Source organism: Pseudomonas sp. NIBRBAC000502773, assembly GCF_006517195.1.
Classification (GTDB): domain Bacteria; phylum Pseudomonadota; class Gammaproteobacteria; order Pseudomonadales; family Pseudomonadaceae; genus Aquipseudomonas; species Aquipseudomonas marginalis.
Window position 1 is genome coordinate 3,406,437 of record NZ_CP041189.1, and the last position, 23,943, is coordinate 3,430,379.

The 23,943-nt window shown below is 56.7% G+C and carries 13 protein-coding genes, 2 tRNA genes, 4 rRNA genes and 1 pseudogene; 13 read left to right on the plus strand and 7 right to left on the minus strand.

The window, feature by feature from the left end; genetic code table 11:
- Together NIBR502773_RS15865 and NIBR502773_RS15870 are read right to left on the minus strand one after the other, a co-directional pair.
- The gene (locus NIBR502773_RS15865; RefSeq protein WP_115488281.1) at nucleotides 1-1,122 is read right to left on the minus strand and encodes a Re/Si-specific NAD(P)(+) transhydrogenase subunit alpha; all 1,122 of its coding nucleotides are present in this window, start codon (nucleotides 1,120-1,122) and stop codon (nucleotides 1-3) included.
- Nucleotides 1,123-1,574: 452 nt separating this feature from the next.
- Nucleotides 1,575-2,474: a LysR family transcriptional regulator gene (locus NIBR502773_RS15870; RefSeq protein ID WP_141156404.1), complete on the minus strand. Its 900-nt coding sequence runs from the start codon at nucleotides 2,472-2,474 to the stop codon at nucleotides 1,575-1,577.
- 157 nt (nucleotides 2,475-2,631) lie between these two features.
- Between NIBR502773_RS15870 and NIBR502773_RS15875 the strand changes: the two genes are divergently transcribed.
- The 9 genes from NIBR502773_RS15875 to NIBR502773_RS15915 all read left to right on the plus strand — a co-directional run bounded on the left by NIBR502773_RS15875 (nucleotide 2,632) and on the right by NIBR502773_RS15915 (nucleotide 13,360).
- A complete protein-coding gene (locus NIBR502773_RS15875) occupies nucleotides 2,632-3,813 on the plus strand; it encodes an acyl-CoA dehydrogenase (RefSeq protein WP_141156405.1) in 1,182 nt (393 codons plus the stop codon).
- A 12-nt stretch (nucleotides 3,814-3,825) separates the two neighbouring features.
- Nucleotides 3,826-5,046 carry a CaiB/BaiF CoA-transferase family protein gene (locus NIBR502773_RS15880; protein WP_141156406.1) on the plus strand — a complete coding sequence of 407 codons (1,221 nt, stop codon included), beginning with the start codon at nucleotides 3,826-3,828 and terminating at the stop codon, nucleotides 5,044-5,046.
- 620 nt (nucleotides 5,047-5,666) lie between these two features.
- A 16S ribosomal RNA gene (locus NIBR502773_RS15885) occupies nucleotides 5,667-7,203 on the plus strand.
- An 82-nt stretch (nucleotides 7,204-7,285) separates the two neighbouring features.
- Nucleotides 7,286-7,362, plus strand: a tRNA-Ile gene (locus NIBR502773_RS15890).
- Between the two features lie 30 nt (nucleotides 7,363-7,392).
- Nucleotides 7,393-7,468 (plus strand) — tRNA-Ala (locus tag NIBR502773_RS15895).
- A gap of 249 nt (nucleotides 7,469-7,717) precedes the next feature.
- Nucleotides 7,718-10,609, plus strand: a 23S ribosomal RNA gene (locus NIBR502773_RS15900).
- Between the two features lie 152 nt (nucleotides 10,610-10,761).
- A 5S ribosomal RNA gene (rrf, locus tag NIBR502773_RS15905) occupies nucleotides 10,762-10,877 on the plus strand.
- 109 nt (nucleotides 10,878-10,986) lie between these two features.
- Nucleotides 10,987-11,102, plus strand: a 5S ribosomal RNA gene (rrf, locus tag NIBR502773_RS15910).
- The 16S, 23S and 5S rRNA genes sit together here with 2 tRNA genes alongside, the layout of an rRNA operon.
- A 377-nt stretch (nucleotides 11,103-11,479) precedes the next feature.
- Nucleotides 11,480-13,360 carry a methyl-accepting chemotaxis protein gene (locus NIBR502773_RS15915; RefSeq protein WP_141156407.1) on the plus strand — a complete coding sequence of 627 codons (1,881 nt, stop codon included), beginning with the start codon at nucleotides 11,480-11,482 and terminating at the stop codon, nucleotides 13,358-13,360.
- A gap of 38 nt (nucleotides 13,361-13,398) precedes the next feature.
- Here NIBR502773_RS15915 and NIBR502773_RS15920 read toward each other — a convergent pair whose 3' ends face one another.
- The 5 genes and pseudogenes from NIBR502773_RS15920 to NIBR502773_RS15940 all read right to left on the minus strand — a co-directional run bounded on the left by NIBR502773_RS15920 (nucleotide 13,399) and on the right by NIBR502773_RS15940 (nucleotide 19,995).
- Nucleotides 13,399-13,863, minus strand: coding sequence for an SRPBCC family protein (locus tag NIBR502773_RS15920; RefSeq protein ID WP_065940988.1), 465 nt, complete (start codon nucleotides 13,861-13,863; stop codon nucleotides 13,399-13,401).
- Nucleotides 13,864-13,882: 19 nt separating this feature from the next.
- Nucleotides 13,883-17,260, minus strand: coding sequence for an amino acid adenylation domain-containing protein (locus NIBR502773_RS15925; RefSeq protein WP_141156408.1), 3,378 nt, complete (start codon nucleotides 17,258-17,260; stop codon nucleotides 13,883-13,885).
- Nucleotides 17,257-18,195 carry a diiron oxygenase gene (locus tag NIBR502773_RS15930; protein ID WP_141156409.1) on the minus strand — a complete coding sequence of 313 codons (939 nt, stop codon included), beginning with the start codon at nucleotides 18,193-18,195 and terminating at the stop codon, nucleotides 17,257-17,259. The genes NIBR502773_RS15925 and NIBR502773_RS15930 overlap by 4 nt, the downstream gene beginning before the upstream one ends.
- A complete protein-coding gene (locus NIBR502773_RS15935) occupies nucleotides 18,192-18,950 on the minus strand; it encodes a DUF3050 domain-containing protein (protein WP_141156410.1) in 759 nt (252 codons plus the stop codon). The genes NIBR502773_RS15930 and NIBR502773_RS15935 overlap by 4 nt, the downstream gene beginning before the upstream one ends.
- Before the next feature lie 338 nt (nucleotides 18,951-19,288).
- Nucleotides 19,289-19,995 (minus strand): annotated as a pseudogene (locus tag NIBR502773_RS15940) (GntR family transcriptional regulator).
- A gap of 265 nt (nucleotides 19,996-20,260) precedes the next feature.
- Between NIBR502773_RS15940 and NIBR502773_RS15945 the strand changes: the two are divergent.
- From NIBR502773_RS15945 to NIBR502773_RS15960, 4 genes are read left to right on the plus strand one after another with little or no spacing between them, the layout of a single operon-like run.
- Nucleotides 20,261-21,154: a TauD/TfdA family dioxygenase gene (locus NIBR502773_RS15945; RefSeq protein WP_065940993.1), complete on the plus strand. Its 894-nt coding sequence runs from the start codon at nucleotides 20,261-20,263 to the stop codon at nucleotides 21,152-21,154.
- 14 nt (nucleotides 21,155-21,168) lie between these two features.
- Nucleotides 21,169-22,194 (plus strand): ABC transporter substrate-binding protein, encoded by a 1,026-nt coding sequence (locus NIBR502773_RS15950; RefSeq protein WP_115487788.1) that lies wholly within the window; start codon nucleotides 21,169-21,171, stop codon nucleotides 22,192-22,194.
- 1 nt (nucleotide 22,195) lies between these two features.
- Complete coding sequence (locus NIBR502773_RS15955) at nucleotides 22,196-23,047, plus strand: ABC transporter ATP-binding protein (RefSeq protein ID WP_092490008.1); 852 nt, start codon at nucleotides 22,196-22,198, stop codon at nucleotides 23,045-23,047.
- Between the two features lie 12 nt (nucleotides 23,048-23,059).
- Entirely contained in the window at nucleotides 23,060-23,908 is an 849-nt protein-coding gene (locus NIBR502773_RS15960) for an ABC transporter permease (RefSeq protein WP_065940996.1), read from the plus strand.
- Nucleotides 23,909-23,943 lie beyond the last annotated feature (35 nt).

The following is a 23,943-nucleotide window of genomic DNA, read 5'->3' on the forward strand; positions in this document are numbered from 1 at the left end:
TTAGGCGTTTTTGCGGATGACTTGGCCGTCGCGGCACATGAGGCACGCGGCGACGATGTCGTCTTCGAGGTTGATTTCAAACTGCCCTTCCTTGTTGAAGACCAGCTTCAGGAAGTCCAGCAGGTTGCGCGCATATAAAGCTGAGGCGTCGGCGGCGACGGCACCGGCCAGGTTGGTTGGGCCGCAGATGATCACGCCGTTTTCCACCACGGTTTGATCGGCGACGGTCAGCGGGCAATTGCCGCCCTGGGCTGCGGCGAGGTCGATCACCACCGAGCCGGGTTTCATCTGCGCGACGGTCTCGGCGCTGAGCAGGGTCGGTGCCTTGCGGCCCGGGATCAATGCGGTGGTGATGACAATGTCGGCCTGCTTGGCGCGTTCGTGCACCGCCAGGGCCTGGCGCTGCATCCAGCTGGTCGGCATTGGGCGCGCATAACCGCCGACGCCGACGGCGCATTCACGTTCTTCATCTGTCTCGTAGGGCACGTCGACGAACTTGGCGCCGAGCGACTCGATCTGCTCTTTTACCGCAGGGCGCACGTCGGATGCTTCGATCACCGCGCCCAGGCGTTTCGCCGTGGCGATGGCTTGAAGGCCTGCAACACCGGCGCCGAGGATCAGCACGCGCGCGGCTTTGACCGTACCGGCGGCGGTCATCAGCATCGGCATGAAGCGCGGGTAATGATGGGCGGCGAGCAACACGGCTTTATAACCGGCGATGTTGGCCTGGGAAGACAGCACGTCGAGGCTCTGGGCCCGCGAGGTACGTGGCGCAGCTTCCAGCGCAAAGGCAGTGATGCCCTGCTCGGCCAGCTTGGCAATGGTTTCGTTGCTGAACGGATTGAGCATGCCCACCAACACGGTGCCGCTTTTGATCAGCGCCAGTTCGCTGTCGCTGGGGGCGACCACCTTGAGAATCAGCTCGGCGCCAAACGCATCGCCGGCACTGCCAATGGTCGCGCCTGCCGCTTCATAGGCACTGTCGACGATGCTGGCCTTGAGGCCTGCGCCGCTTTGAACAGTGACCTTATGGCCCTGGCCGATCAGCTTCTTGATGGTTTCCGGGGTGGCAGCCACCCGCGTTTCACCGGTCTGGGTTTCGAGAGGAACACCAATGTGCACGTCAAATCTCCTGCATGATCTTTTTGCTTTTGATCTTTTTGTAAAAAGGCCAGTGCACCGCGAGTGGCGCAGCTGGGGCGGCCGATCAGCACGATCCCGCTGAAATGACAGCGGGGCGCGGCATTTTGCAGGCGAACTTTACGGCCTTCAAGGGATTATGACGGGTGACGAAAAATTAACTACAAGTCACCCTGTGACTGATTGTCGCAACGGTCTGAAATAACCTCTTTAAATACAGGCGTTTAAAGGGATTCAGCTGGTTCGTGTGTTTTTTTCCATCGTTGATGTGAATAGTCGGGCATTGGCTGATAGGAGTCGCTACAAGCCACGAAAACCATGGCTTTAAGCCTTGTTTCAGGCTCACAGGTACAGTCTGCTTAAATGCGACATATACGTATATCTGTAGGCTTGAGATTTAGCTGACTACAAAGTCAGCATGTGAGGCTTGTCCTTTAAATGCTGGGGCTGTAGCGCTGCGATTGGTCTATCAACCAGTCTCTGAACGCGTGCAGTGAAGCTGATTCGACTTTTCTGTCAGGAATCATCAGGTAATAAGCCTTCGAACTGGTCAGTGCCTGCGGGCTTGCGATCACCAGTCGCTGCTCGTCCAGTTCTCGCTGGATAAGGAATGGCGGGATCAGTGCAATACCCATGTCATGCATGGCGGCTTGAGACAACATCGAGAATAGCTCGTAACGTGGGCCTGTCATGTCGCGGGGCACGTTCAGTTGCTGGGCGTTGAACCATTGGCGCCAGGCGTAAGGGCGGGTGGTCTGCTGCAGCAATGGCAGTTCTGCAATCTCCTGGGGGGTGAATCGCTCAAGTTCGCCCAATAGTCGCGGGCTGCACACGGGGACAGGATTTTCTCCCATTAGCCTGTGGGATTCGGTGCCGGACCAATCTGCGTCGCCGAAGTAAATTGCTGCGTCGAATTCCGTATCCGCAAATAGAAAAGGACGCGTGCGGTTAGTCAGGTTTACCGTCACCTCCGGATGCTCTCGTTGAAAGTCCTTGAGGCGAGGGATCAACCATTGCGTACCAAAAGTGGGTACCACGGCCAGTTCAATGGTGTTTGCGCCTTGCTGCCCCATGACGGACAGGGTATCGCGCTCCACAGCGTCCAGCTGGGTGGCCACGCGACGGCTGTATGAAAGTCCCGCCTCCGTCAGCTTTACCCCGCGCCGTGAGCGCCGAAACAGCTCGACACTTAAAAACTCCTCCAGGCTGGCGATCTGTCGGCAAATGGCGCCTTGGGTGATGGAAAGCTCATGCGCCGCCTTGGTAAAGCTCTCGTGGCGGGCTGCCGCTTCAAAACTGACAAGGGCGGTGGTGCTGGGAATTTTCCTGCGCATATACCTTGTCCTCACATAAAAAGTTCAGCTGCGCCGCTTATAGGCGTTACGAAGTGAGAAATTATCACAAGCCTATGCAAAAACCTCGTTTGCTCTCCCTGCCTGCCCGGCCTAGGCTCCATGCACGATTTCTGATTTTCTTTGCGAGGACTCATTCATGGCTGGCAAGGCAAGCTTCAACTGGATCGATCCACTGCTGCTGGATCAACAGCTCACCGAAGAGGAGCGCATGGTGCGCGACAGTGCTGAGCAATTCGCCCAGGACAAGCTGGCGCCGCGTGTGCTTGAAGCTTTTCGCCATGAAAAGACCGACCCGGCGATTTTCCGTGAAATGGGTGAGACCGGTTTGCTGGGGGCAATGATTCCTGAGCAGTACGGGGGCAGTGGTTTGAACTACGTCAGCTACGGCCTGATTGCGCGTGAGGTTGAGCGCGTCGACTCCGGTTATCGCTCGATGATGAGTGTGCAGTCGTCACTGGTGATGGTGCCTATCAATGAGTTCGGCACCGAAGCGCAAAAGCAGAAGTACTTGCCGAAATTGGCCTCGGGCGAATGGATTGGCTGCTTTGGTTTGACCGAGCCTGACCACGGTTCCGATCCCGGCGCGATGGTTACTCGTGCACGCAAAGTGGATGGCGGCTACAGCCTGACGGGCGCAAAAATGTGGATCACCAATAGCCCGATTGCGGACGTGTTTGTGGTGTGGGCCAAGGACGACGCTGGGGATATTCGTGGGTTTGTCCTGGAGAAAGGCTGGAAGGGCCTGAGTGCGCCGGCGATTCACGGCAAGGTCGGCCTGCGCGCCTCCATCACCGGTGAGATCGTGATGGATAACGTGTTTGTGCCGGAAGAGAACATTTTCCCGGATGTGCGCGGCTTGAAGGGCCCTTTCACCTGCCTTAACTCGGCGCGTTATGGCATCTCCTGGGGGGCTTTGGGTGCTGCCGAGTTCTGTTGGCACACCGCACGCCAGTACACCCTGGATCGTCAGCAGTTCGGCCGGCCATTGGCGGCAACTCAATTGATCCAGAAGAAGTTGGCCGATATGCAGACCGAAATCACCCTGGCGCTGCAAGGCTGCCTGCGCCTGGGGCGTATGAAGGAAGAGGGAACGGCCGCGGTTGAAATCACATCGATCATGAAGCGCAACTCGTGCGGCAAGTCCTTGGATATCGCGCGTATGGCACGGGACATGTTGGGGGGCAACGGCATCTCCGACGAGTTCGGGGTGGCGCGTCATCTGGTGAACCTGGAGGTGGTTAACACCTATGAGGGTACCCATGACGTGCACGCTCTGATTCTGGGGCGCGCGCAAACCGGTCTTCAGGCGTTCTATTAATAGGGGAACGGCATGGGCGCGCTTTCGCATCTGCGGGTATTGGATTTATCGCGAGTGTTGGCAGGCCCTTGGTCCGGGCAGATCCTTGCGGATCTTGGGGCTGAGGTGATCAAGGTCGAGCGACCTGGTAGCGGTGACGACACGCGCGCCTGGGGGCCGCCCTTCCTTAAGGATGCTGATGGCGAGAACACGAGTGAGGCGGCGTACTACTTGTCGGCTAATCGCAACAAAGAGTCGGTGACTATCGATTTTACGCGGCCGGAGGGGCAGCAACTGGTGCGAGATCTGGCGGCCAAGTCCGACATCTTGATCGAGAACTTCAAGGTGGGTGGGCTGGCGGCGTATGGGTTGGACTACGAGTCGCTCAAGAAGGTGAATCCGGAGTTGATCTACTGCTCGATCACTGGCTTCGGTCAGACGGGCCCTTATGCCGCCCGGGCGGGGTATGACTTCATGATCCAGGGGTTGGGTGGGCTGATGAGTCTTACCGGCCGGCCGGAAGGTGATGAGGGCGCCGGACCGGTGAAGGTGGGGGTTGCGTTGACTGACATTCTCACTGGGCTCTACTCGACAGTGGCGATCCTGGCTGCGCTGGCGCATCGGGATCATGACGGGGGTGGGCAGCATATCGATATGGCGTTGCTTGATGTGCAGGTGGCTTGTCTGGCTAACCAGGCGATGAACTACCTGGCCACGGGAGCGGCGCCAAAACGACTGGGTAATGCTCATCCGAATATCGTGCCTTATCAGGATTTCCCTACGGCCGATGGCGATTTCATATTGACCGTGGGTAATGACGGGCAATTTCGCAAGTTCGCCGAAGTGGCTGGACAGCCGCAGTGGGCGGATGACCCGCGGTTCTCCACTAATAATGTGCGGGTAGCCAACCGCACTGAGCTGATTCCATTGATTCGCCAGGTTACGATCTTCAAGACGACGGCTGAGTGGGTGTCACAACTGGAGCGGGTTGGTGTGCCTTGCGGGCCGATCAATGACCTGGCCCAGGTGTTTGCCGATCCTCAGGTAAAGGCACGAGGGTTGGCGATACAGCTGCCACATGCGTTGGCAGGGATGGTGCCGCTGGTGGCCAGTCCGATTCGGTTATCCAAGACGCCTGTGGAGTACCGTACTGCGCCTCCTTTGTTGGGGCAGCATACGGCTCAGGTGCTGCAGGATGTGTTGGGGTTGGGCTCAGCGAATGTGAAGGCTTTAAAAGAAGCGGGAGTCATCTAGGGGAGCTCTTCTATATATAGAGGAGCATGTTTTGGTGGTTTTTTAATCAATTCAGTAGATTGATAGGAAAACCAAATTAATGGTTGACGGCAGATTCTGGACGTCTATAATTCGCCCCACTTCCGGCGCAGTCGAAACGTAAAACTCCTTGGTAAACAATGAGTTATGCAGAATAAGGCAGCGAATTGCTTCAGTTCATCGAAGCTCAGAAGGAGTTGGTAGGGTCGTGTTGTTTGACGCTATTAACGATTCGATCTTCTCGGTCGAAAGTGGAGAAAAGAGGTGTTGACAGCAGCGTGTAACGCTGTAGAATTCGCCTCCCGCTGACGAGAGATCGTAAGCGCAAGTGGTTGAAGTTGTTGAAGAAATCTTCGAAAGCTTCTGAAAATAATCACTTGACAGCAAATGAGGCTGCTGTAGAATGCGCGCCTCGGTTGAGACGAAAGCTCTTAACCAACCGCTCTTTAACAACTGAATCAAGCAATTCGTGTGGGTGCTTGTGGAGTCAGACTGATAGTCAACAAGATTATCAGCATCACAAGTTACTCCGCGAGAAATCAAAGATGTAACCAACGATTGCTGAGCCAAGTTTAGGGTTTCTTAAAAACCCAAAGATGTTTGAACTGAAGAGTTTGATCATGGCTCAGATTGAACGCTGGCGGCAGGCCTAACACATGCAAGTCGAGCGGTAGAGAGAAGCTTGCTTCTCTTGAGAGCGGCGGACGGGTGAGTAATGCCTAGGAATCTGCCTGGTAGTGGGGGATAACGTTCGGAAACGGACGCTAATACCGCATACGTCCTACGGGAGAAAGCAGGGGACCTTCGGGCCTTGCGCTATCAGATGAGCCTAGGTCGGATTAGCTAGTTGGTGGGGTAATGGCTCACCAAGGCGACGATCCGTAACTGGTCTGAGAGGATGATCAGTCACACTGGAACTGAGACACGGTCCAGACTCCTACGGGAGGCAGCAGTGGGGAATATTGGACAATGGGCGAAAGCCTGATCCAGCCATGCCGCGTGTGTGAAGAAGGTCTTCGGATTGTAAAGCACTTTAAGTTGGGAGGAAGGACCATTACCTAATACGTGATGGTTTTGACGTTACCGACAGAATAAGCACCGGCTAACTCTGTGCCAGCAGCCGCGGTAATACAGAGGGTGCAAGCGTTAATCGGAATTACTGGGCGTAAAGCGCGCGTAGGTGGTTTGTTAAGTTGGATGTGAAATCCCCGGGCTCAACCTGGGAACTGCATTCAAAACTGACTGACTAGAGTATGGTAGAGGGTGGTGGAATTTCCTGTGTAGCGGTGAAATGCGTAGATATAGGAAGGAACACCAGTGGCGAAGGCGACCACCTGGACTGATACTGACACTGAGGTGCGAAAGCGTGGGGAGCAAACAGGATTAGATACCCTGGTAGTCCACGCCGTAAACGATGTCAACTAGCCGTTGGGAGCCTTGAGCTCTTAGTGGCGCAGCTAACGCATTAAGTTGACCGCCTGGGGAGTACGGCCGCAAGGTTAAAACTCAAATGAATTGACGGGGGCCCGCACAAGCGGTGGAGCATGTGGTTTAATTCGAAGCAACGCGAAGAACCTTACCAGGCCTTGACATCCAATGAACTTTCCAGAGATGGATTGGTGCCTTCGGGAACATTGAGACAGGTGCTGCATGGCTGTCGTCAGCTCGTGTCGTGAGATGTTGGGTTAAGTCCCGTAACGAGCGCAACCCTTGTCCTTAGTTACCAGCACGTAATGGTGGGCACTCTAAGGAGACTGCCGGTGACAAACCGGAGGAAGGTGGGGATGACGTCAAGTCATCATGGCCCTTACGGCCTGGGCTACACACGTGCTACAATGGTCGGTACAGAGGGTTGCCAAGCCGCGAGGTGGAGCTAATCCCAGAAAACCGATCGTAGTCCGGATCGCAGTCTGCAACTCGACTGCGTGAAGTCGGAATCGCTAGTAATCGCGAATCAGAATGTCGCGGTGAATACGTTCCCGGGCCTTGTACACACCGCCCGTCACACCATGGGAGTGGGTTGCACCAGAAGTAGCTAGTCTAACCTTCGGGAGGACGGTTACCACGGTGTGATTCATGACTGGGGTGAAGTCGTAACAAGGTAGCCGTAGGGGAACCTGCGGCTGGATCACCTCCTTAATCGACGACATCAGCTGCTCCATAAGTTCCCACACGAATTGCTTGATTCATTGAAGAAGACGATAAGAAGCAGCCCGAAATTGGGTCTGTAGCTCAGTTGGTTAGAGCGCACCCCTGATAAGGGTGAGGTCGGCAGTTCGAATCTGCCCAGACCCACCAATTTTGTGTGGGAAACGCCTGTAGAAATACGGGGCCATAGCTCAGCTGGGAGAGCGCCTGCCTTGCACGCAGGAGGTCAACGGTTCGATCCCGTTTGGCTCCACCACTACTGCTTCTGCGTTATGAAAGCTTAGAAATGAGCATTCCATCGGTATGATGGTGAATGTTGATTTCTAGTCTTTGATTAGATCGTTCTTTAAAAATTTGGGTATGTGATAGAAAGATAGACTGAACGTTACTTTCACTGGTAACGGATCAGGCTAAGGTAAAATTTGTGAGTGGCTCTTAATTGAGTATGATCGAATTTTCGGCGAATGTCGTCTTCACAGTATAACCAGATTGCTTGGGGTTATATGGTCAAGTGAAGAAGCGCATACGGTGGATGCCTTGGCAGTCAGAGGCGATGAAAGACGTGGTAGCCTGCGAAAAGCTTCGGGGAGTCGGCAAACAGACTTTGATCCGGAGATGTCTGAATGGGGGAACCCAGCCATCATAAGATGGTTATCTTGTACTGAATACATAGGTGCAAGAAGCGAACCAGGGGAACTGAAACATCTAAGTACCCTGAGGAAAAGAAATCAACCGAGATTCCCTTAGTAGTGGCGAGCGAACGGGGACTAGCCCTTAAGTGGCTTTGAGATTAGCGGAACGCTCTGGAAAGTGCGGCCATAGTGGGTGATAGCCCTGTACGCGAAAATCTCTTAGTCATGAAATCGAGTAGGACGGAGCACGAGAAACTTTGTCTGAATATGGGGGGACCATCCTCCAAGGCTAAATACTACTGACTGACCGATAGTGAACTAGTACCGTGAGGGAAAGGCGAAAAGAACCCCGGAGAGGGGAGTGAAATAGATCCTGAAACCGTATGCGTACAAGCAGTGGGAGCCCACTTTGTTGGGTGACTGCGTACCTTTTGTATAATGGGTCAGCGACTTATTTTCAGTGGCGAGCTTAACCGAATAGGGGAGGCGTAGCGAAAGCGAGTCTTAATAGGGCGTCTAGTCGCTGGGAATAGACCCGAAACCGGGCGATCTATCCATGGGCAGGTTGAAGGTTGGGTAACACTAACTGGAGGACCGAACCGACTACCGTTGAAAAGTTAGCGGATGACCTGTGGATCGGAGTGAAAGGCTAATCAAGCTCGGAGATAGCTGGTTCTCCTCGAAAGCTATTTAGGTAGCGCCTCATGTATCACTGTAGGGGGTAGAGCACTGTTTCGGCTAGGGGGTCATCCCGACTTACCAAACCGATGCAAACTCCGAATACCTACAAGTGCCGAGCATGGGAGACACACGGCGGGTGCTAACGTCCGTCGTGAAAAGGGAAACAACCCAGACCGTCAGCTAAGGTCCCAAAGTTATGGTTAAGTGGGAAACGATGTGGGAAGGCTTAGACAGCTAGGAGGTTGGCTTAGAAGCAGCCACCCTTTAAAGAAAGCGTAATAGCTCACTAGTCGAGTCGGCCTGCGCGGAAGATGTAACGGGGCTCAAACCATACACCGAAGCTACGGGTATCACGTAAGTGATGCGGTAGAGGAGCGTTCTGTAAGCCTGTGAAGGTGAGTTGAGAAGCTTGCTGGAGGTATCAGAAGTGCGAATGCTGACATGAGTAACGATAATGGGTGTGAAAAACACCCACGCCGAAAGACCAAGGTTTCCTGCGCAACGTTAATCGACGCAGGGTTAGTCGGTCCCTAAGGCGAGGCTGAAAAGCGTAGTCGATGGAAAACAGGTTAATATTCCTGTACTTCTGGTTATTGCGATGGAGGGACGGAGAAGGCTAGGCCAGCTTGGCGTTGGTTGTCCAAGTTTAAGGTGGTAGGCTGAGATCTTAGGTAAATCCGGGATCTTAAGGCCGAGAGCTGATGACGAGTTACCTTTTAGGTAACGAAGTGGTTGATGCCATGCTTCCAAGAAAAGCTTCTAAGCTTCAGGTAACCAGGAACCGTACCCCAAACCGACACAGGTGGTTGGGTAGAGAATACCAAGGCGCTTGAGAGAACTCGGGTGAAGGAACTAGGCAAAATGGCACCGTAACTTCGGGAGAAGGTGCGCCGGTGAGGGTGAAGGACTTGCTCCGTAAGCTCATGCCGGTCGAAGATACCAGGCCGCTGCGACTGTTTATTAAAAACACAGCACTCTGCAAACACGAAAGTGGACGTATAGGGTGTGACGCCTGCCCGGTGCCGGAAGGTTAATTGATGGGGTTAGCTAACGCGAAGCTCTTGATCGAAGCCCCGGTAAACGGCGGCCGTAACTATAACGGTCCTAAGGTAGCGAAATTCCTTGTCGGGTAAGTTCCGACCTGCACGAATGGCGTAACGATGGCGGCGCTGTCTCCACCCGAGACTCAGTGAAATTGAAATCGCTGTGAAGATGCAGTGTATCCGCGGCTAGACGGAAAGACCCCGTGAACCTTTACTATAGCTTTGCACTGGACTTTGAATTTGCTTGTGTAGGATAGGTGGGAGGCTTTGAAGCGTGGACGCCAGTCTGCGTGGAGCCAACCTTGAAATACCACCCTGGCAACTTTGAGGTTCTAACTCAGGTCCGTTATCCGGATCGAGGACAGTGTATGGTGGGTAGTTTGACTGGGGCGGTCTCCTCCTAAAGAGTAACGGAGGAGTACGAAGGTGCGCTCAGACCGGTCGGAAATCGGTCGTAGAGTATAAAGGCAAAAGCGCGCTTGACTGCGAGACAGACACGTCGAGCAGGTACGAAAGTAGGTCTTAGTGATCCGGTGGTTCTGTATGGAAGGGCCATCGCTCAACGGATAAAAGGTACTCCGGGGATAACAGGCTGATACCGCCCAAGAGTTCATATCGACGGCGGTGTTTGGCACCTCGATGTCGGCTCATCACATCCTGGGGCTGAAGCCGGTCCCAAGGGTATGGCTGTTCGCCATTTAAAGTGGTACGCGAGCTGGGTTTAGAACGTCGTGAGACAGTTCGGTCCCTATCTGCCGTGGACGTTTGAGATTTGAGAGGGGCTGCTCCTAGTACGAGAGGACCGGAGTGGACGAACCTCTGGTGTTCCGGTTGTCACGCCAGTGGCATTGCCGGGTAGCTATGTTCGGAATAGATAACCGCTGAAAGCATCTAAGCGGGAAACTAGCCTCAAGATGAGATCTCACTGGGACCTTGAGTCCCCTGAAGGGCCGTCGAAGACTACGACGTTGATAGGTTGGGTGTGTAAGCGCTGTGAGGCGTTGAGCTAACCAATACTAATTGCCCGTGAGGCTTGACCATATAACACCCAAGCAATTTGCGTCGAAAGGCCAGATTGCGGTGTGTGAAGACGCAATGAACCGAAAGTTCGAGATCTTACAAAACACCGACAGCTGTCACATACCCAATTTGCTGAAGCGAGGCCAGCTGGCCACGACTCAGTACCCGAATTTCTTGACGACCATAGAGCATTGGAACCACCTGATCCCATCCCGAACTCAGCAGTGAAACGATGCATCGCCGATGGTAGTGTGGGGTTTCCCCATGTGAGAGTAGGTCATCGTCAAGATTAAATTCCGAGCCCCCTGTTTGCTAACGCAGACAGGGGTTTCGTTTATGTAGAAGTCCATGAATTTCATCGGCACGTTGCTAAAGCAACGCTCCGGTACACAGAATTTCTTGACGACCATAGAGCATTGGAACCACCTGATCCCATCCCGAACTCAGCAGTGAAACGATGCATCGCCGATGGTAGTGTGGGGTTTCCCCATGTGAGAGTAGGTCATCGTCAAGATTAAATTCCAGAACCCCTGTCTGCTCATGTAGACAGGGGTTTTGTCGTTTAGAGGGTTTATGAACTCTGTAAGCGAGCAGCAACTGCGCCTACCCAACTCCCAAATCATGTTCATGGCACTGATCTGCTTTAAGAGCACGACACAGGTAGTAGGAAAGAATTTTTTACTTTTAAATCTTGTACGACAACCTTTGGTCGGTTTCCTACGTAAAAGGGCGATTCATCCCACAATTTCCTAAGCTTTCCTTCAGCTTGGCCGAAAGCCTGATGAGCCATGCGTGCACCGAAATAGAGCGGCTCGAGACGCCGCCTATACCGTTACATGGAATGTTTCTCTCGGCACGCTCACCCCCATTTGGCAAAAAGAAGTCGATGAAATGAATCTCAAATTCAGTCATAAAATTCTGTTGGCCGCGTCAGGCGTTGTGGTTCTGGCCTTCGCGTTATTCACGCTTTACAACGATTACCTGCAGCGCAGCACCATCAAACAGAATCTGGAGTCGTCTATCCAGCAGTCCGGTGAGCTCACCGCGAGTAGTGTGCAGAACTGGCTTAGCGGTCGAATACTGGTGCTCGAAAGTCTGACGCAAAACGTTGCCTATCAGGGTAGTGCTGCTGATCTTCCAGGGTTGGTCGATCAACCGGCGTTCACCTCGAACTTCCAGTTCACCTACGTTGGCCAAACCAACGGTGTGTTCACCCAGCGCCCGGACGCAAAAATGCCTGACGGCTACGACCCTCGTCAGCGTCCCTGGTACAAGCAAGCCGTGGCTGCCGATAAACCAATGCTCACGCCGCCCTATATGGCCGCCGTAGGTGGGCAGATCGTAACTATTGCTATGCCGGTGAAAAAGAACGGCGAGTTGCTCGGCGTGGTCGGCGGAGACCTGAGCCTGCAAACCCTGGTGAAAATCATCAATTCGGTGGACTTCGGCGGCATCGGCCATGCGTTCCTGGTCAGCGGCGACGGCCAAGTCATCGTAAGTCCTGACGAAGACCAGGTGATGAAAAACCTCAAGGACATCTACCCAGGCACTAACGTCCGTATTGAAAAAGTTAATCAGGACGTAGTTCTCAAGGGCCAGGATCGCATCCTGTCGTTCACACCTATCAGTGGCTTGCCCGGTGCAGATTGGTATATCGGCCTGTCGATTGATAAAGACAAAGCTTACGCACCGCTGGGCAAATTCCGTACGTCTGCATTGATCGCCATGCTGATCGCCGTAGTCGCGATTGCCGTGCTCTTGAGCCTGCTGATTCAAGTGTTACTGCGGCCCCTGACCACCATGGGTATTGCCATGCAGGACATTGCCCAAGGTGAGGGCGACCTGACTCGCCGTTTGACGGTCACCAGTAAAGACGAGTTCGGTGAAGTGGGCAGCGCGTTCAACCGGTTCGTAGAGCGTATCCACGCCTCGATTTCCGAAGTGTCTTCTGCAACACGTCAGGTGCATGACCTGTCTCAGCGTGTGATGGCGTCATCCAACGCCTCGATCATCGGCTCTGATGAGCAAAGCGCACGCACCAACAGCGTGGCCGCCGCAATCAACGAACTGGGGGCTGCCACCCAGGAAATCGCGCGTAACGCCGCCGATGCCTCACAGCACGCAAGCGGTGCCAGCGAGCAGGCCGATGATGGGCGCAAAGTGGTTGAGCAAACCATCCTGGCAATGTCGGAGCTGTCGCAGAAAATCAGCCTGTCCTGCACTCAGATCGAAACCCTGAACGCCAGCACCGACAATATCGGCCACATCCTTGATGTGATCAAAGGCATCTCCCAGCAAACCAACTTGCTGGCACTGAACGCTGCGATTGAAGCAGCACGTGCCGGGGAAGCCGGACGCGGGTTTGCCGTGGTCGCCGACGAGGTGCGTAACCTGGCTCACCGTACCCAGGAGTCGGCTGAGGAGATTCATAAAATGATCACTTCGCTGCAAGTGGGGTCGCGTGAAGCAGTGACCACCATGAATGCCAGCCAGACCTCCAGCGAGGAAAGTGTCCAGGTGGCCAACCAGGCCGGTGAGCGCCTGGTCAGCGTAACGCAGCGAATTGTCGAGATCGACGGCATGAACCAGTCCGTCGCTGCGGCCACCGAGGAACAAACTGCTGTGGTGGAAACCCTCAACGTCGATATCAACCAGATCAACCTGCTGAACCAGCAGGGTGTGACCAACCTCAACGAAACCCTGAAAGACTGCGATGCGTTGTCGCAACAGGCCAATCGGTTGAAGCAACTGGTCGATAGCTTCAAGATCTGAGCCGCTGAGTGTACGAGTAGGAGCGAGCCGTTTCGCTCCTACTGCTTACCCAGCAAACGGCGAACATTGTCCAGCGCGCTGTCTGCGAAGCCTTGTACAAACTGTTCAAATCCTTCCTGCGCCGTCTCCAGGGGGTCGGCAATGATGGTCCAGGTTACCTTGGAGCAGTGTGCTCCAAGCGCTTCCACTTTGATTGCGGCCCACAACCTGGCCACGCCCAGGGTGTTGTAGATCGTGGTCCAGGTCATGTGCATCGCTTGCTCATCCCGGCTATTGAGCTGTTCTACGACGCGGTTGCCATCGCGGAAAAATTTCGTGCGTAAAGCGCCCACTCCGGTGCCGATCATTTCGATATGCGTCAAGGAAGGGATGAACGCATCGAAGCCTGCAAACTGCCCCACCATGTTCCATAGACGATTGGCATGGCAGTCGATCACCACAGAGGACACTATCGGCTGGCCGTTCGGGTTATGAATTAACGTATCGGGTTGCAGCGGTTTCATGAAGTTGTCCTGAAGCGGTTCAAAGAAAGCCGATGGCCTTGAGGTAGTTGCAGCCTTTACTCAGCAGTGCCGGGTCTTTTTCGGGGTATTGCTCACCCATCTGCTGAACGCCGCGTTGCGCGTTGTCATGGAGGATCATCGATGTGTCACCGATGTCTTCATCCAGTCGATCAAGGTAAAACCCGAGGACACCAAACATCGCATTGTCCAGGCTTACCGTTCGCAACGCCTGCTGCCAATGCGCAGTACTGACCCGCTCGAACCGGTGGCCCGCCCGGTTGAATGCATCCAGGTAGTGCTCCCAGCTCAGTGGTTGTGGGTTATGCAGGTTGAATACGCTTCTATCGGCTTGAAAGCGATTGCAGTGGAACGCAATGAAGCGAGCCAGAAAGTCCACGGGCATCAGGTCAAAATTCAGGTCCAACCTCGGCAGCAAGCCCAACTGCAGCGACCCCTTGAGCATCAACATCAGGCGATTCTTTTGTGGCTGGCAGATACCGTTATGGCTGTTGAAGCTGATATTTCCAGGGCGATGGATGTTCACCCAGGCTCCTTGCTCCGCTGCACGTCCCAGGACCCGCTCGGCGACCCACTTGGACAGGTTGTAGCCATTTCGGATGTACAGCGGCAGGGTGGCTGCCGCCGGAGCTTCGAGCACATGCCCCGTCGTGCCGATGCTGCTGGCGGCCGACAACGTCGAGACAAAGTTGAAGACTTTCTTGCAGCGGGTTTCGCACAGGCGCAGGCATTCGAATATGGGGTCGACGTTGTCCCTGGTCAGTGAGGCGTAGTCCAGCACGTGGTTGACCCGTGCTGCGTTGTGCACCAGGGCGCCAAAGTCTGTGGCGAGTGCGTCATACGCGTCACCGGCCAAACCCAATCGTGGCAGGCTGACATCGGCGGCGAATACTCGCACCCGGCTCAAGTCTAGATGTTCCAGTTGGTAGTCACGCAACGCCTGGGTAAAACGAGCCATCGCAGGACTCCCCGGCAAGTCACGCACCAGGCAGGCCACCTCGGTGGCACCGGCGTTCAACAACGCCTCGACAATATGGACGCCGACGAAGCTGTTCGCCCCCGTCACGATCACCTTGTGCGGATTGCCTGCGCGGTCCCCTTGCAACGGATTGATTTCCCACTCCCGTTGAGCGTCCATGGCCGCTTGGGCAGAGGATGCGTCTGGCAGTTCACCATCCTCCATCAGCGTTGCGAGCGTACGAATAGTCGGTACTTCAATGAAATGGCTCAACGCGAAACTACGGCCAAATTGCTCGCGAACGCGCAACAACAGCGTCGATAGCAAAATCGAATGGCCGCCCAGTGCAAAGAAGCTTTCATCGATGGGCAACTGACTGGTGGGCAAGCCCAGCAGCTCACCCCAAAGGTCGCTCAATCGCGCTTGAAGCGGCGTATGCGCGGCGCGGGGAGTGGCCTGCAAAATTGGAAGGAAGGGTCGCAACAGCAGCCCCTTGCGGTCAACTTTGCCGTTGTCGCTGTGCGGAATGGCTGGCAGTTCCACCCAGAAACCAGGTTGCATGTAGTCCGGTAGCCACTGGCGCGCATGCTGCTGCAAGGCCACCAGCGAAGCGTTGTGTTCGGGCTGGGCGACAAAGGCGCAGATCCTGCTTCCATGGTCGATCACCACGGCCAGTTCGCGATACAACCTGCTGCTGCGCAGGCATTGTTCAATCTCCCGGGGGTCGACCCGAAAGCCGCGGATCTTTACCTGATCGTCGCGACGCCCACCCAGCACAATCCCTGCGGCGGTCCACTGCGCCAAGTCACCGCTGCGGTAGGCCCGCAGCCTTTGGCCGCCCGGCACCAGCAGTTCGACGAACGGGCTGTCAGCCTGCCGCGGCGCATTCACATACCCCAGGCTCACTCCGGGCCCGACGATGTACAACTCGCCCATCACCTGTTCATCCACCGGTTGCAGATCGTCATCGAGGATCAGAACCTGGCTATTGGCGATGGGGTGGCCGACATTGCGATTATTGTCGTCGGGGGCGAACGTCCGGTGCGTAATCAGTACCGTGGTTTCGGTGGGACCATAGAGGTTGTGCAACTGACACCGTCCTGCCAGCCGCTCGATTACATGGGGTTCGCAGGCATCGCCACCGGTGAGCAGGTGCGTCAGGCCGAGGGGGGGATCCGGCGGCAGGATGTTGAGCAGCGCAGGCGGCAGGAAGGCATGAGTGACGCGTTGTCGGCGGAGCAATTCCACCAGTTGCCCAGGGTCGCGTCGCTGCTCCTCACTGGGTACGATCAACTCGGCGCCGGCAATCAGGGCGGGGAAGATTTCGATCAATGACGAGTCGAAACCCAGGGGCGAAAACTGCAGGACGCGGCTCCGTTCATCCAGTGTCATGCAGGACCCGAACCAAGCGGTGAAATGCGCCAGGTTACCTTGGCTGAGCAGCACACCCTTGGGCTGGCCCGTACTGCCCGATGTATAGAGCACCATGCACGGCATATCCGAGCAGGGGCGATCGTGCATCAGCGAGGATGAGGAGTTGGCGTTGTGCGTCTCGACTGTGCTGACATCCAGTGAAATGAAACACTCCCGTAATGGATGTTGGCCGGCATCCAGCAATACGCGGGCCCCGGCGTTTTCGAGCATGGCCCGATGGCGTTGTGTGGGTTGCTCAGGTCCCAGTGGCAGGTACACCGCGCCACTGCCCAGTACGGCAAGAATGCTGGCATACAATTCCATGGATTTTTCCAGGCATACAGCGATCACCGGTGGCGCCTCAAACGCCTCCAGCAGCGGGCGCAATCGCAGCTGAATCGCCATGGCCTGTAGGTGCAGTTGGCGGTAGGTCACGGTGTGCCCCGCAATGTTCAGCGCCTGCCGGTCGGCGAACAGGACAAGGCTGGCCTGCACCCGTTCGATCACTGGTACCTGGGCTTCCTGGATCAGGGCAGGGTTTGCCGTACGATTGAATCGATGCATAAATGCCAACGGCTCAAGCCCGTGCAGGCCGTGGTCGGGCCAGTCAGTGGCAATCGCGCGTGTAGAGAGAGACTCGGGGTCACGTGAGAAGCCACTGACTAGCAGTGCGACCCAATCCACCAGCGCGGTTGTTGCCTGCCGACGCAATCGCTGGCCGTTGCCACTGGGCTCCTCGGCGATGTCCAGCACGGCGAACAAGCGTCGGCCATGGCCATAGGCGCGCACTTGCAGCGCAGGCAACCCACCGTCGCTCAACGGGCCTATCCCCAGGCGCAGACTTATACAGGTGGTTTCGCCCACGTCATCCGGCAACGGCAGACTGCCGTCTTCAATCCACAGGTCGGCGGCCTCATCCCCTGAAACATGGCCGTACTGTTCCAGCATTGGCCTGATTTCGCCCAGTGCCTTGCTTGTGCCGCACCAGCCGATGGTCAGGCACCTCATGGCGACACCGACAGGTAGTCGTTCAGCACTTGCCCCACACTCGGCGTTTGCAGCAAGCCGCTGTGTTGCAGGAAGCCCATGATATTGGCCATCAACGGGTGCTGGCGGGTGATGGGGAACGCCAGCGCTGATATTTCATCGCGCAGCACACCGCGCAGGCGCTCGCTGATGTCCAGGTGTTCGATCAGGCGCAGGTCGAAGTTTTTCTGTAGGTCGTTGGTCAGGTAATGTGCCAGGAATGTCGGCAGTACGTGAGCGATGCTGTCACGGTCCTCCGGGCTCGCGGCTTGCCAGTAGATGCGCACCAGCCGTGTCCAGAACTGCGCGTGGCGACCTTCGTCAAACAGGTGGTCGTCCATCAAGCCTCGTATGGAGGCCTTGACACTGCGGTCCTTGGAAAACGCTGCGACATCGTGGGTCACGGTGTTTTCGGCGATGGCTACGCCAATCAGTTCCACAGCATCGCTCAGGTGTTCCGGAGCCTGCGCCTGCGCCGCCGGCAGCGCGCGACTCAGTTCGATATGCCCGGGCAGGTCAATCGGCTGTATGCCCGTCATTGCGACAGTCTGTTGCATGAAATCCAAGGCCACCAAGGCGTGGTAGTCCTCGTCCACCACAACCGTCATCGCATCAACGCGACAGGCAAGCGGGAAGGGCACCGAGAAGCGATTCTTGGCAATGCTGCGCGCGGTCTTGTCGACGATTTCGGTTTCGAAAATCACCACATCGTGGATGAACTTATAGAAGCTTTGCACCAGCACGAAGTCGCGCCATTGCGAGCAATGTTCCATGAAGGTCGCGTTGAGTACCAAGGGCTGACGGCACAGTGGGTAGATCAGCTTGTCGTCGTCTTCCAACAGGCGACGAGGACGGGTTCGGATGGTGGCGCGGCGTTCCCAGTCGTCGGCGATGGTGGTGTAGCCGGCGGTATTCATGGGTACACCTCGTGCAGCGCGGCGCGCACCTCGTCCCAGAACGTGATACGGCTTTCGACGGCGGCAAGGGCTGCGTTGTGGGCCTGTTGCGGATAAGCCGGGTCTGCACCCACCAGGCGTTCGAGCAGTTCTTCAGCTGCTGGCCCGTGATGTTCAGTGTCCAACTCGATGTGGCGCCTGAAGTAGCCACACAAGGCCGGTGCCTGGCGATGGATGAGCGTATCGGGCTGCAGGAGGTGTTCGAACATACTTGGGATGACACGCTCACGCCCATGAAGGAATGCGGCTGCTACGCAATGGGTAGGGGCTTGCAGCGCAATGTGCAGCGTGTCGCTGACGAAGCGCGCGGCCCCAGCAGGAACATCGGCCATGCGCAGGGCTGTGCTTGCTTCCACCTCCTGGTGCAGCAGTGCAATGAAACGGTGTATCGCCGAGGTGCTGGCGCCGACTTCGACCATGGCTTCCAGGTACCACTCGAAGTGGCTGCAATGGCCTTGCCTGGGGTGTGAGTCTGATTCTTCGCCCAGCACTATCTCATTGATCAGGCGTGCAGCTTGCGGGTCGGCCGGTGGCAGCCAAGGTAGGCGAGTGCAGGTCAGGTCCTGCTGCAGGCGTTTGGTGAGCGTCATGAAGTCCCAGACAGCGAATACATGGTTTTCCATGAACAGCCGTAACTTTTCCAGCGAAGTTATTTCCAGAAATAACGGATGGCTGCACAACAGCCGTTTTCTTTGTTCCAGTAAAGGTGGGTACATAGTTGATGCCTATAAATTATTGCGTCGCCGCTAAAACAACGTTGGGCTTTTGTGTGCCGCAAGAAGATAAAAAAGATGTAAACCAGGCTTTGCGCGCACGAGCGCTCACGCAAGTGGGACTGCACGGTCGAATTAAGTGGCTGGTTTAGTGATGAAAGATAATAAGCGGGTTAAACAAGTTGGCCAGTATATGAATGCATTAGATGTTTTTCTAAATAATATAAGCTGTCGGCAACTTACTTTATAAGAGTGGGAAGTTTCTTCTGCGCGGGGCGCTACTTGGCCAGGTAGGGCACCCCGCAGTGCTCGACGGGCAAGCCGAGCGACCTGACGCCTTGTTAAAGCGTCTTCTTTGCGGCGGCGTCGAGATTATCGAGATAGGTTGTGATCACGTCCATCCCGCGCATCAAGTGATTACGCAGCGTCAGGATGCTTTCCTCGACCTTCTTTTGTGTCACCAGGTTCAGCAGTTCACGGTGGTCTTCCTGGGAGGTCTCGCCGAGTCCCATCGCCTCGAGGTTGAAACGCAGGAAGCGCTCCTCCTCATTCAGCCCGTGCTCCACCAGCTTGAGCAGCCGCTGGTTGGGGCCTTGCCATACAGGGTCATGTGGAACAGGCGATTGAGACGACCAATCTCGGTGTAGTCTTTTTCCTGTTCCAGGGCACAGATGAGCGTGTCTGCCTCGGTGATATCGGCTTCGGTCAGCAAGGGAATCGACAAACGCAGGGCTTCAGACTCCAGCAACATTCGCAGCTCATAGGTCTCAGCCGAATTGTCTTCGATCAACGGTGCAACCACGGCGCCCTTGTGGGTGACCACATGCAGCAGTGACTGCGCCTCCAACTGGCGCAAGGCTTCACGCACCGGCATGCGGCTGACCCCGAACAGGCTGGCCAGCTCCTGCTGACGCATGGCGGTACCGCAGGGCAAGCGGCCATCAAGGATGGCATTGCGCAAGGTTTCTTCAATCACGGAGCGAGCAAGATGGGCAGGAATAGGGCCGGTGATCTTGATGCTGTTCAACGGGTTCGGCTTCTGCGTCACGGTTACGCTATCCTCCTTATTAAAATAGGGTGGCTAATTGGATCCAATGCACACTAGAGGCTGCCCATAGGCTTGTCAAACGGGCACGGTTTCGGCTTGTAAGCGTTTCAACGTGCGACTCCGGCGGCCCACGCGCGGGTTTTGCCAGGTCTGACACGCCGCTGACGTATTGCGACATTACCGCATATATATATTCCCTAACGGTATTTAAATTACCGTTCTTATGCCTATAAAGTCACTCTCCTGTCTGACCGGGAGTGAACTCATGTCCGCCACCTCTACTGTTCCAACAGCGACCCTTGCCACTCAAACGTTCGAGATTCGACCACTGCCCGGCAGCGTCGGTGCCGAGATTGTCGGCCTGGATTTGTCCCGGCCAGTCAACGACCAGGATTTCGCCCGCATTCATCGCGCGCACCTGGATCACCACGTCGTGGTGTTCCGCGACCAACGCATCACCCCCGAACAACAGATCGCTTTCAGCCGCCGCTTTGGCGTCCTGCAGATCCACGTGCTCAAGCAGTTCCTGCTGGCCAACCACCCGGAAATCCTGATCGTCTCCAACATCATCGAAAACGGCCAATCCATCGGCCTGGGTGACGCAGGCAAATTCTGGCACTCGGACCTGTCCTATAAAGAGCTGCCGAGCCTGGGCTCGATGCTTCACGCCCAGGAGCTGCCGTCCGAAGGCGGCGATACCCTGTTTGCCGACATGCACAAAGCCTGGGACCAACTGCCCGAGCACCTGCGCAAAGCTGTTGAAGGCCGCAGTGCTGCGCACTCTTATACCGCGCGCTACAGCGAAACCAAATTCGAAGGCAACTGGCGCCCGACGTTGACGCCCGAGCAGCTTGCCCAAGTCGCGGAAGTGGTTCACCCCATCGTGCGCACCCACCCGGAAAACGGCCGCAAGGCGCTGTTCGTCAGCGAAGGGTTCACCACCCGCATCGTCGGCCTGCCGGAAGACGAAAGTCGCGACCTGCTGGCCCAGCTCTACGCCCACAGCGTGCTGCCGCACAATATCTACCGCCACCAATGGCAGCCCCACGACCTGGTGTTCTGGGACAACCGCTCGCTGATCCACCTGGCCGCCGGTTGCCCGAGCCATCTGCGCCGCAAGCTGTTTCGCACCACCATCCAGGGCGACGCGCCTTTCTGATTCGGAGCATGACCATGTCCAGGAAAACCCCATTTGCGCGGCTGGCCGCGACCGTCGGCCTCGGTATCAGCCTGTTGGCCGGCAGCCTGGTGGCGCCTAAGGCTGCGCAGGCCGAAGGCGAGATCCGCATCGCCGAACAGTTCGGTATCGTCTACCTGCTGCTTAACGTGGTGCGCGACCAGAACCTGATCGAAAAATACGGCAAGCAGGAAGGCCTCGACATCAAGGTCGATTGGACCCAACTGTCCGGCGGCGCGGCGGTCAACGACGCACTGCTCTCCGGCTCGATCGATATCGCCGGTGCCGGCGTCGGCCCGCTGTTGACCATCTGGGACCGCACCCATGGCAAGCAGAACGTCAAGGCCGTGGCCTCCCTGGGCAACTTCCCCTACTACCTGGTCAGTAACAATCCCAAGGTCAAGACCATTGCCGACTTCACCGACAAGGACCGTATCGCCGTGCCGGCGGTGGGCGTGTCGGTACAGTCGCGCTTCCTGCAATACGCCGCCGCCAAGCAATGGGGCGACAAGGAATTCAATCGCCTCGACAAGTACACCGTCGCCGTCCCGCACCCGGATGCCACCGCTGCCCTGATCGCCGGCGGCACCGAACTGACCGGGCACTTTTCCAACCCGCCGTTCCAGGACCAGGCCCTGGCCAACCCGAACGTGCATGTGGTGCTGAACACCTACGACCTGCTGGGGCCGAACTCGCCAACGGTGCTGTTCGCCACCGAAAAATTCCGTAACGACAACCCGAAAACCTACAAGGCATTTGTCGACGCGTTGACCGAAGCCGCGCAATTCGCCCAGAACGATAAAGGCGCTGCGGCCGACACTTACATCCGCGTCACCAAGGCCAAGATCGACCGCGCCGAATTGCTGAAGATCATCGACAACCCTCAGTTCGAATTCAGCGTCACGCCAAAAAACACCTACCCGCTGGCGGAATTCCTCTACCGCGTCGGCGCCATCAAAAACAAGCCTGAATCGTGGAAGGACTACTTCTTCCAGGATGCCAAGCCCCTGCAAGGAAGTTGAGATGAACGCGCCCTTGCAAGGCCACACGGCCAGCAACCTGCACACCGCCGCACCATTGCTGGCGGTGGATAACGTCAGCCTGGAATACCGCACCCCCGAGCGCGTGGTGCGCGCCACTCACCAAGTCAGCTTCGAGATCGACCCGGCGGATCGCTACGTGTTGCTCGGCCCATCGGGTTGCGGCAAATCCACGCTGCTCAAGTCCATTGCCGGGTTTATCAAGCCCTGCGAAGGCGAGATCCGCCTGCTGGGGCAAAAGGTCGAACAGCCGGGCCCGGACCGCATCGTGGTGTTCCAGGAGTTCGACCAGCTGCCGCCGTGGAAAACCGTCAAGCAGAACGTGATGTTTCCGCTGCTGGCGTCGAAGACCTTACCGCGTCGCGAAGCCGAAGAACGGGCGCTGCACTACCTCGACAAAGTCGGCCTCAGCGCCTTTGCCGACGCTTACCCGCACACCCTTTCCGGCGGTATGAAAGCCCGCGTGGCCATCGCCCGCGCCCTGGCCATGCAGCCGAAAATTCTGCTGATGGACGAACCCTTCGCCGCCCTCGACGCCCTGACCCGGCGCAAGATGCAGGAAGAATTGCTGCTGCTCTGGGAAGAAGTGCGCTTCACCCTGCTGTTCGTCACCCACTCCATCGAAGAAGCGCTGGTGGTGGGCAATCGCATCCTATTGCTGTCACCGCATCCGGGGCGCGTGCGTGCGGAAATCCACAGCCATCAATACGACCTGCACAGCCTCGGTGGCGTGGAGTTCCAGGCGTCGGCGCGGCGGATTCATCGCCTGTTGTTCGATGAAGCGCCCGAGGCCGAACGTGAGTTGGGTTTCGCCGACATCCGCATCGCTTACTAAGGGGACAACCCAATGCGCCAGGAATACGAAATCAACCTTGAGCCGCTGCTCAGCGTCCCCGTGGAACGCGAATTGCCCCTGCGCCAACGCCTGTGGCAGCAAGGCTGGCTGCGCAAGGGCCTGATCCTGATCGTGCTCGCGATCCTTTGGGAAGCCGTCGCGCGCTACCAGAACAACGACCTGCTGCTGCCCAGCTTCCTGCAGACCTTTCACGCGCTCTATGACGGCCTGCTCAGTGGCGAACTGCTGGGCAAGGTGAGCATCTCGCTGGTGGTGCTGATCAAGGGCTACCTGATCGGTATCGTGCTGGCGTTTGCCCTGACCACCCTGGCGGTGTCGACGCAACTGGGCCGTGACCTGCTGAGCACCCTGACCTCGATGTTCAACCCACTGCCGGCCATTGCGTTATTGCCGCTGGCGCTGCTGTGGTTCGGCCTGGGCCAGAACAGCCTGATTTTCGTGCTGGTGCATTCGGTGTTGTGGGCGCTGGCGCTCAACACGTATTCAGGGTTTCTCGGCGTGTCCGAAACCCTGCGCATGGCCGGTCGCAACTATGGCCTCAAGGGCATGCGTTTCGTGCTGTTCATCCTGATCCCGGCGGCACTGCCGTCGATCCTCGCCGGGCTGAAAATCGGTTGGGCCTTCGCCTGGCGCACACTGATCGCCGCCGAGCTGGTATTCGGTGCGACCAGCGGCAAGGGCGGCCTGGGCTGGTACATCTTCCAGAACCGCAATGAGCTGTACACCGACAAGGTATTCGCCGGGTTGGCGGTGGTGATCCTGATCGGCCTGCTGGTGGAAAACCTGGTGTTCGACACCTTCGAGCGGCTCACCGTGAAGCGTTGGGGCATGCAGCGCTGATACACCCAGCCTGCTACGATTGCGGCCAGCTCACT

Excerpts from the sequence above, each read along its gene's own strand:
- NIBR502773_RS15870 (WP_141156404.1), bottom strand. The coding sequence starts at position 2,474 with ATGCGCAGGAAAATTCCCAGCACCACCGCCCTTGTCAGTTTTGAAGCG.
- NIBR502773_RS15950 (WP_115487788.1), top strand. The coding sequence starts at position 21,169 with ATGTCCAGGAAAACCCCATTTGCGCGGCTGGCCGCGACCGTCGGCCTC.
- NIBR502773_RS15930 (WP_141156409.1), bottom strand. The coding sequence starts at position 18,195 with ATGAATACCGCCGGCTACACCACCATCGCCGACGACTGGGAACGCCGC.
- NIBR502773_RS15945 (WP_065940993.1), top strand. The coding sequence starts at position 20,261 with ATGTCCGCCACCTCTACTGTTCCAACAGCGACCCTTGCCACTCAAACG.
- NIBR502773_RS15920 (WP_065940988.1), bottom strand. The coding sequence starts at position 13,863 with ATGAAACCGCTGCAACCCGATACGTTAATTCATAACCCGAACGGCCAG.
- NIBR502773_RS15960 (WP_065940996.1), top strand. The coding sequence starts at position 23,060 with ATGCGCCAGGAATACGAAATCAACCTTGAGCCGCTGCTCAGCGTCCCC.
- NIBR502773_RS15955 (WP_092490008.1), top strand. The coding sequence starts at position 22,196 with ATGAACGCGCCCTTGCAAGGCCACACGGCCAGCAACCTGCACACCGCC.
- NIBR502773_RS15880 (WP_141156406.1), top strand. The coding sequence starts at position 3,826 with ATGGGCGCGCTTTCGCATCTGCGGGTATTGGATTTATCGCGAGTGTTG.
- NIBR502773_RS15915 (WP_141156407.1), top strand. The coding sequence starts at position 11,480 with ATGAATCTCAAATTCAGTCATAAAATTCTGTTGGCCGCGTCAGGCGTT.
- NIBR502773_RS15935 (WP_141156410.1), bottom strand. The coding sequence starts at position 18,950 with ATGTACCCACCTTTACTGGAACAAAGAAAACGGCTGTTGTGCAGCCAT.
- NIBR502773_RS15925 (WP_141156408.1), bottom strand. The coding sequence starts at position 17,260 with ATGAGGTGCCTGACCATCGGCTGGTGCGGCACAAGCAAGGCACTGGGC.
- NIBR502773_RS15875 (WP_141156405.1), top strand. The coding sequence starts at position 2,632 with ATGGCTGGCAAGGCAAGCTTCAACTGGATCGATCCACTGCTGCTGGAT.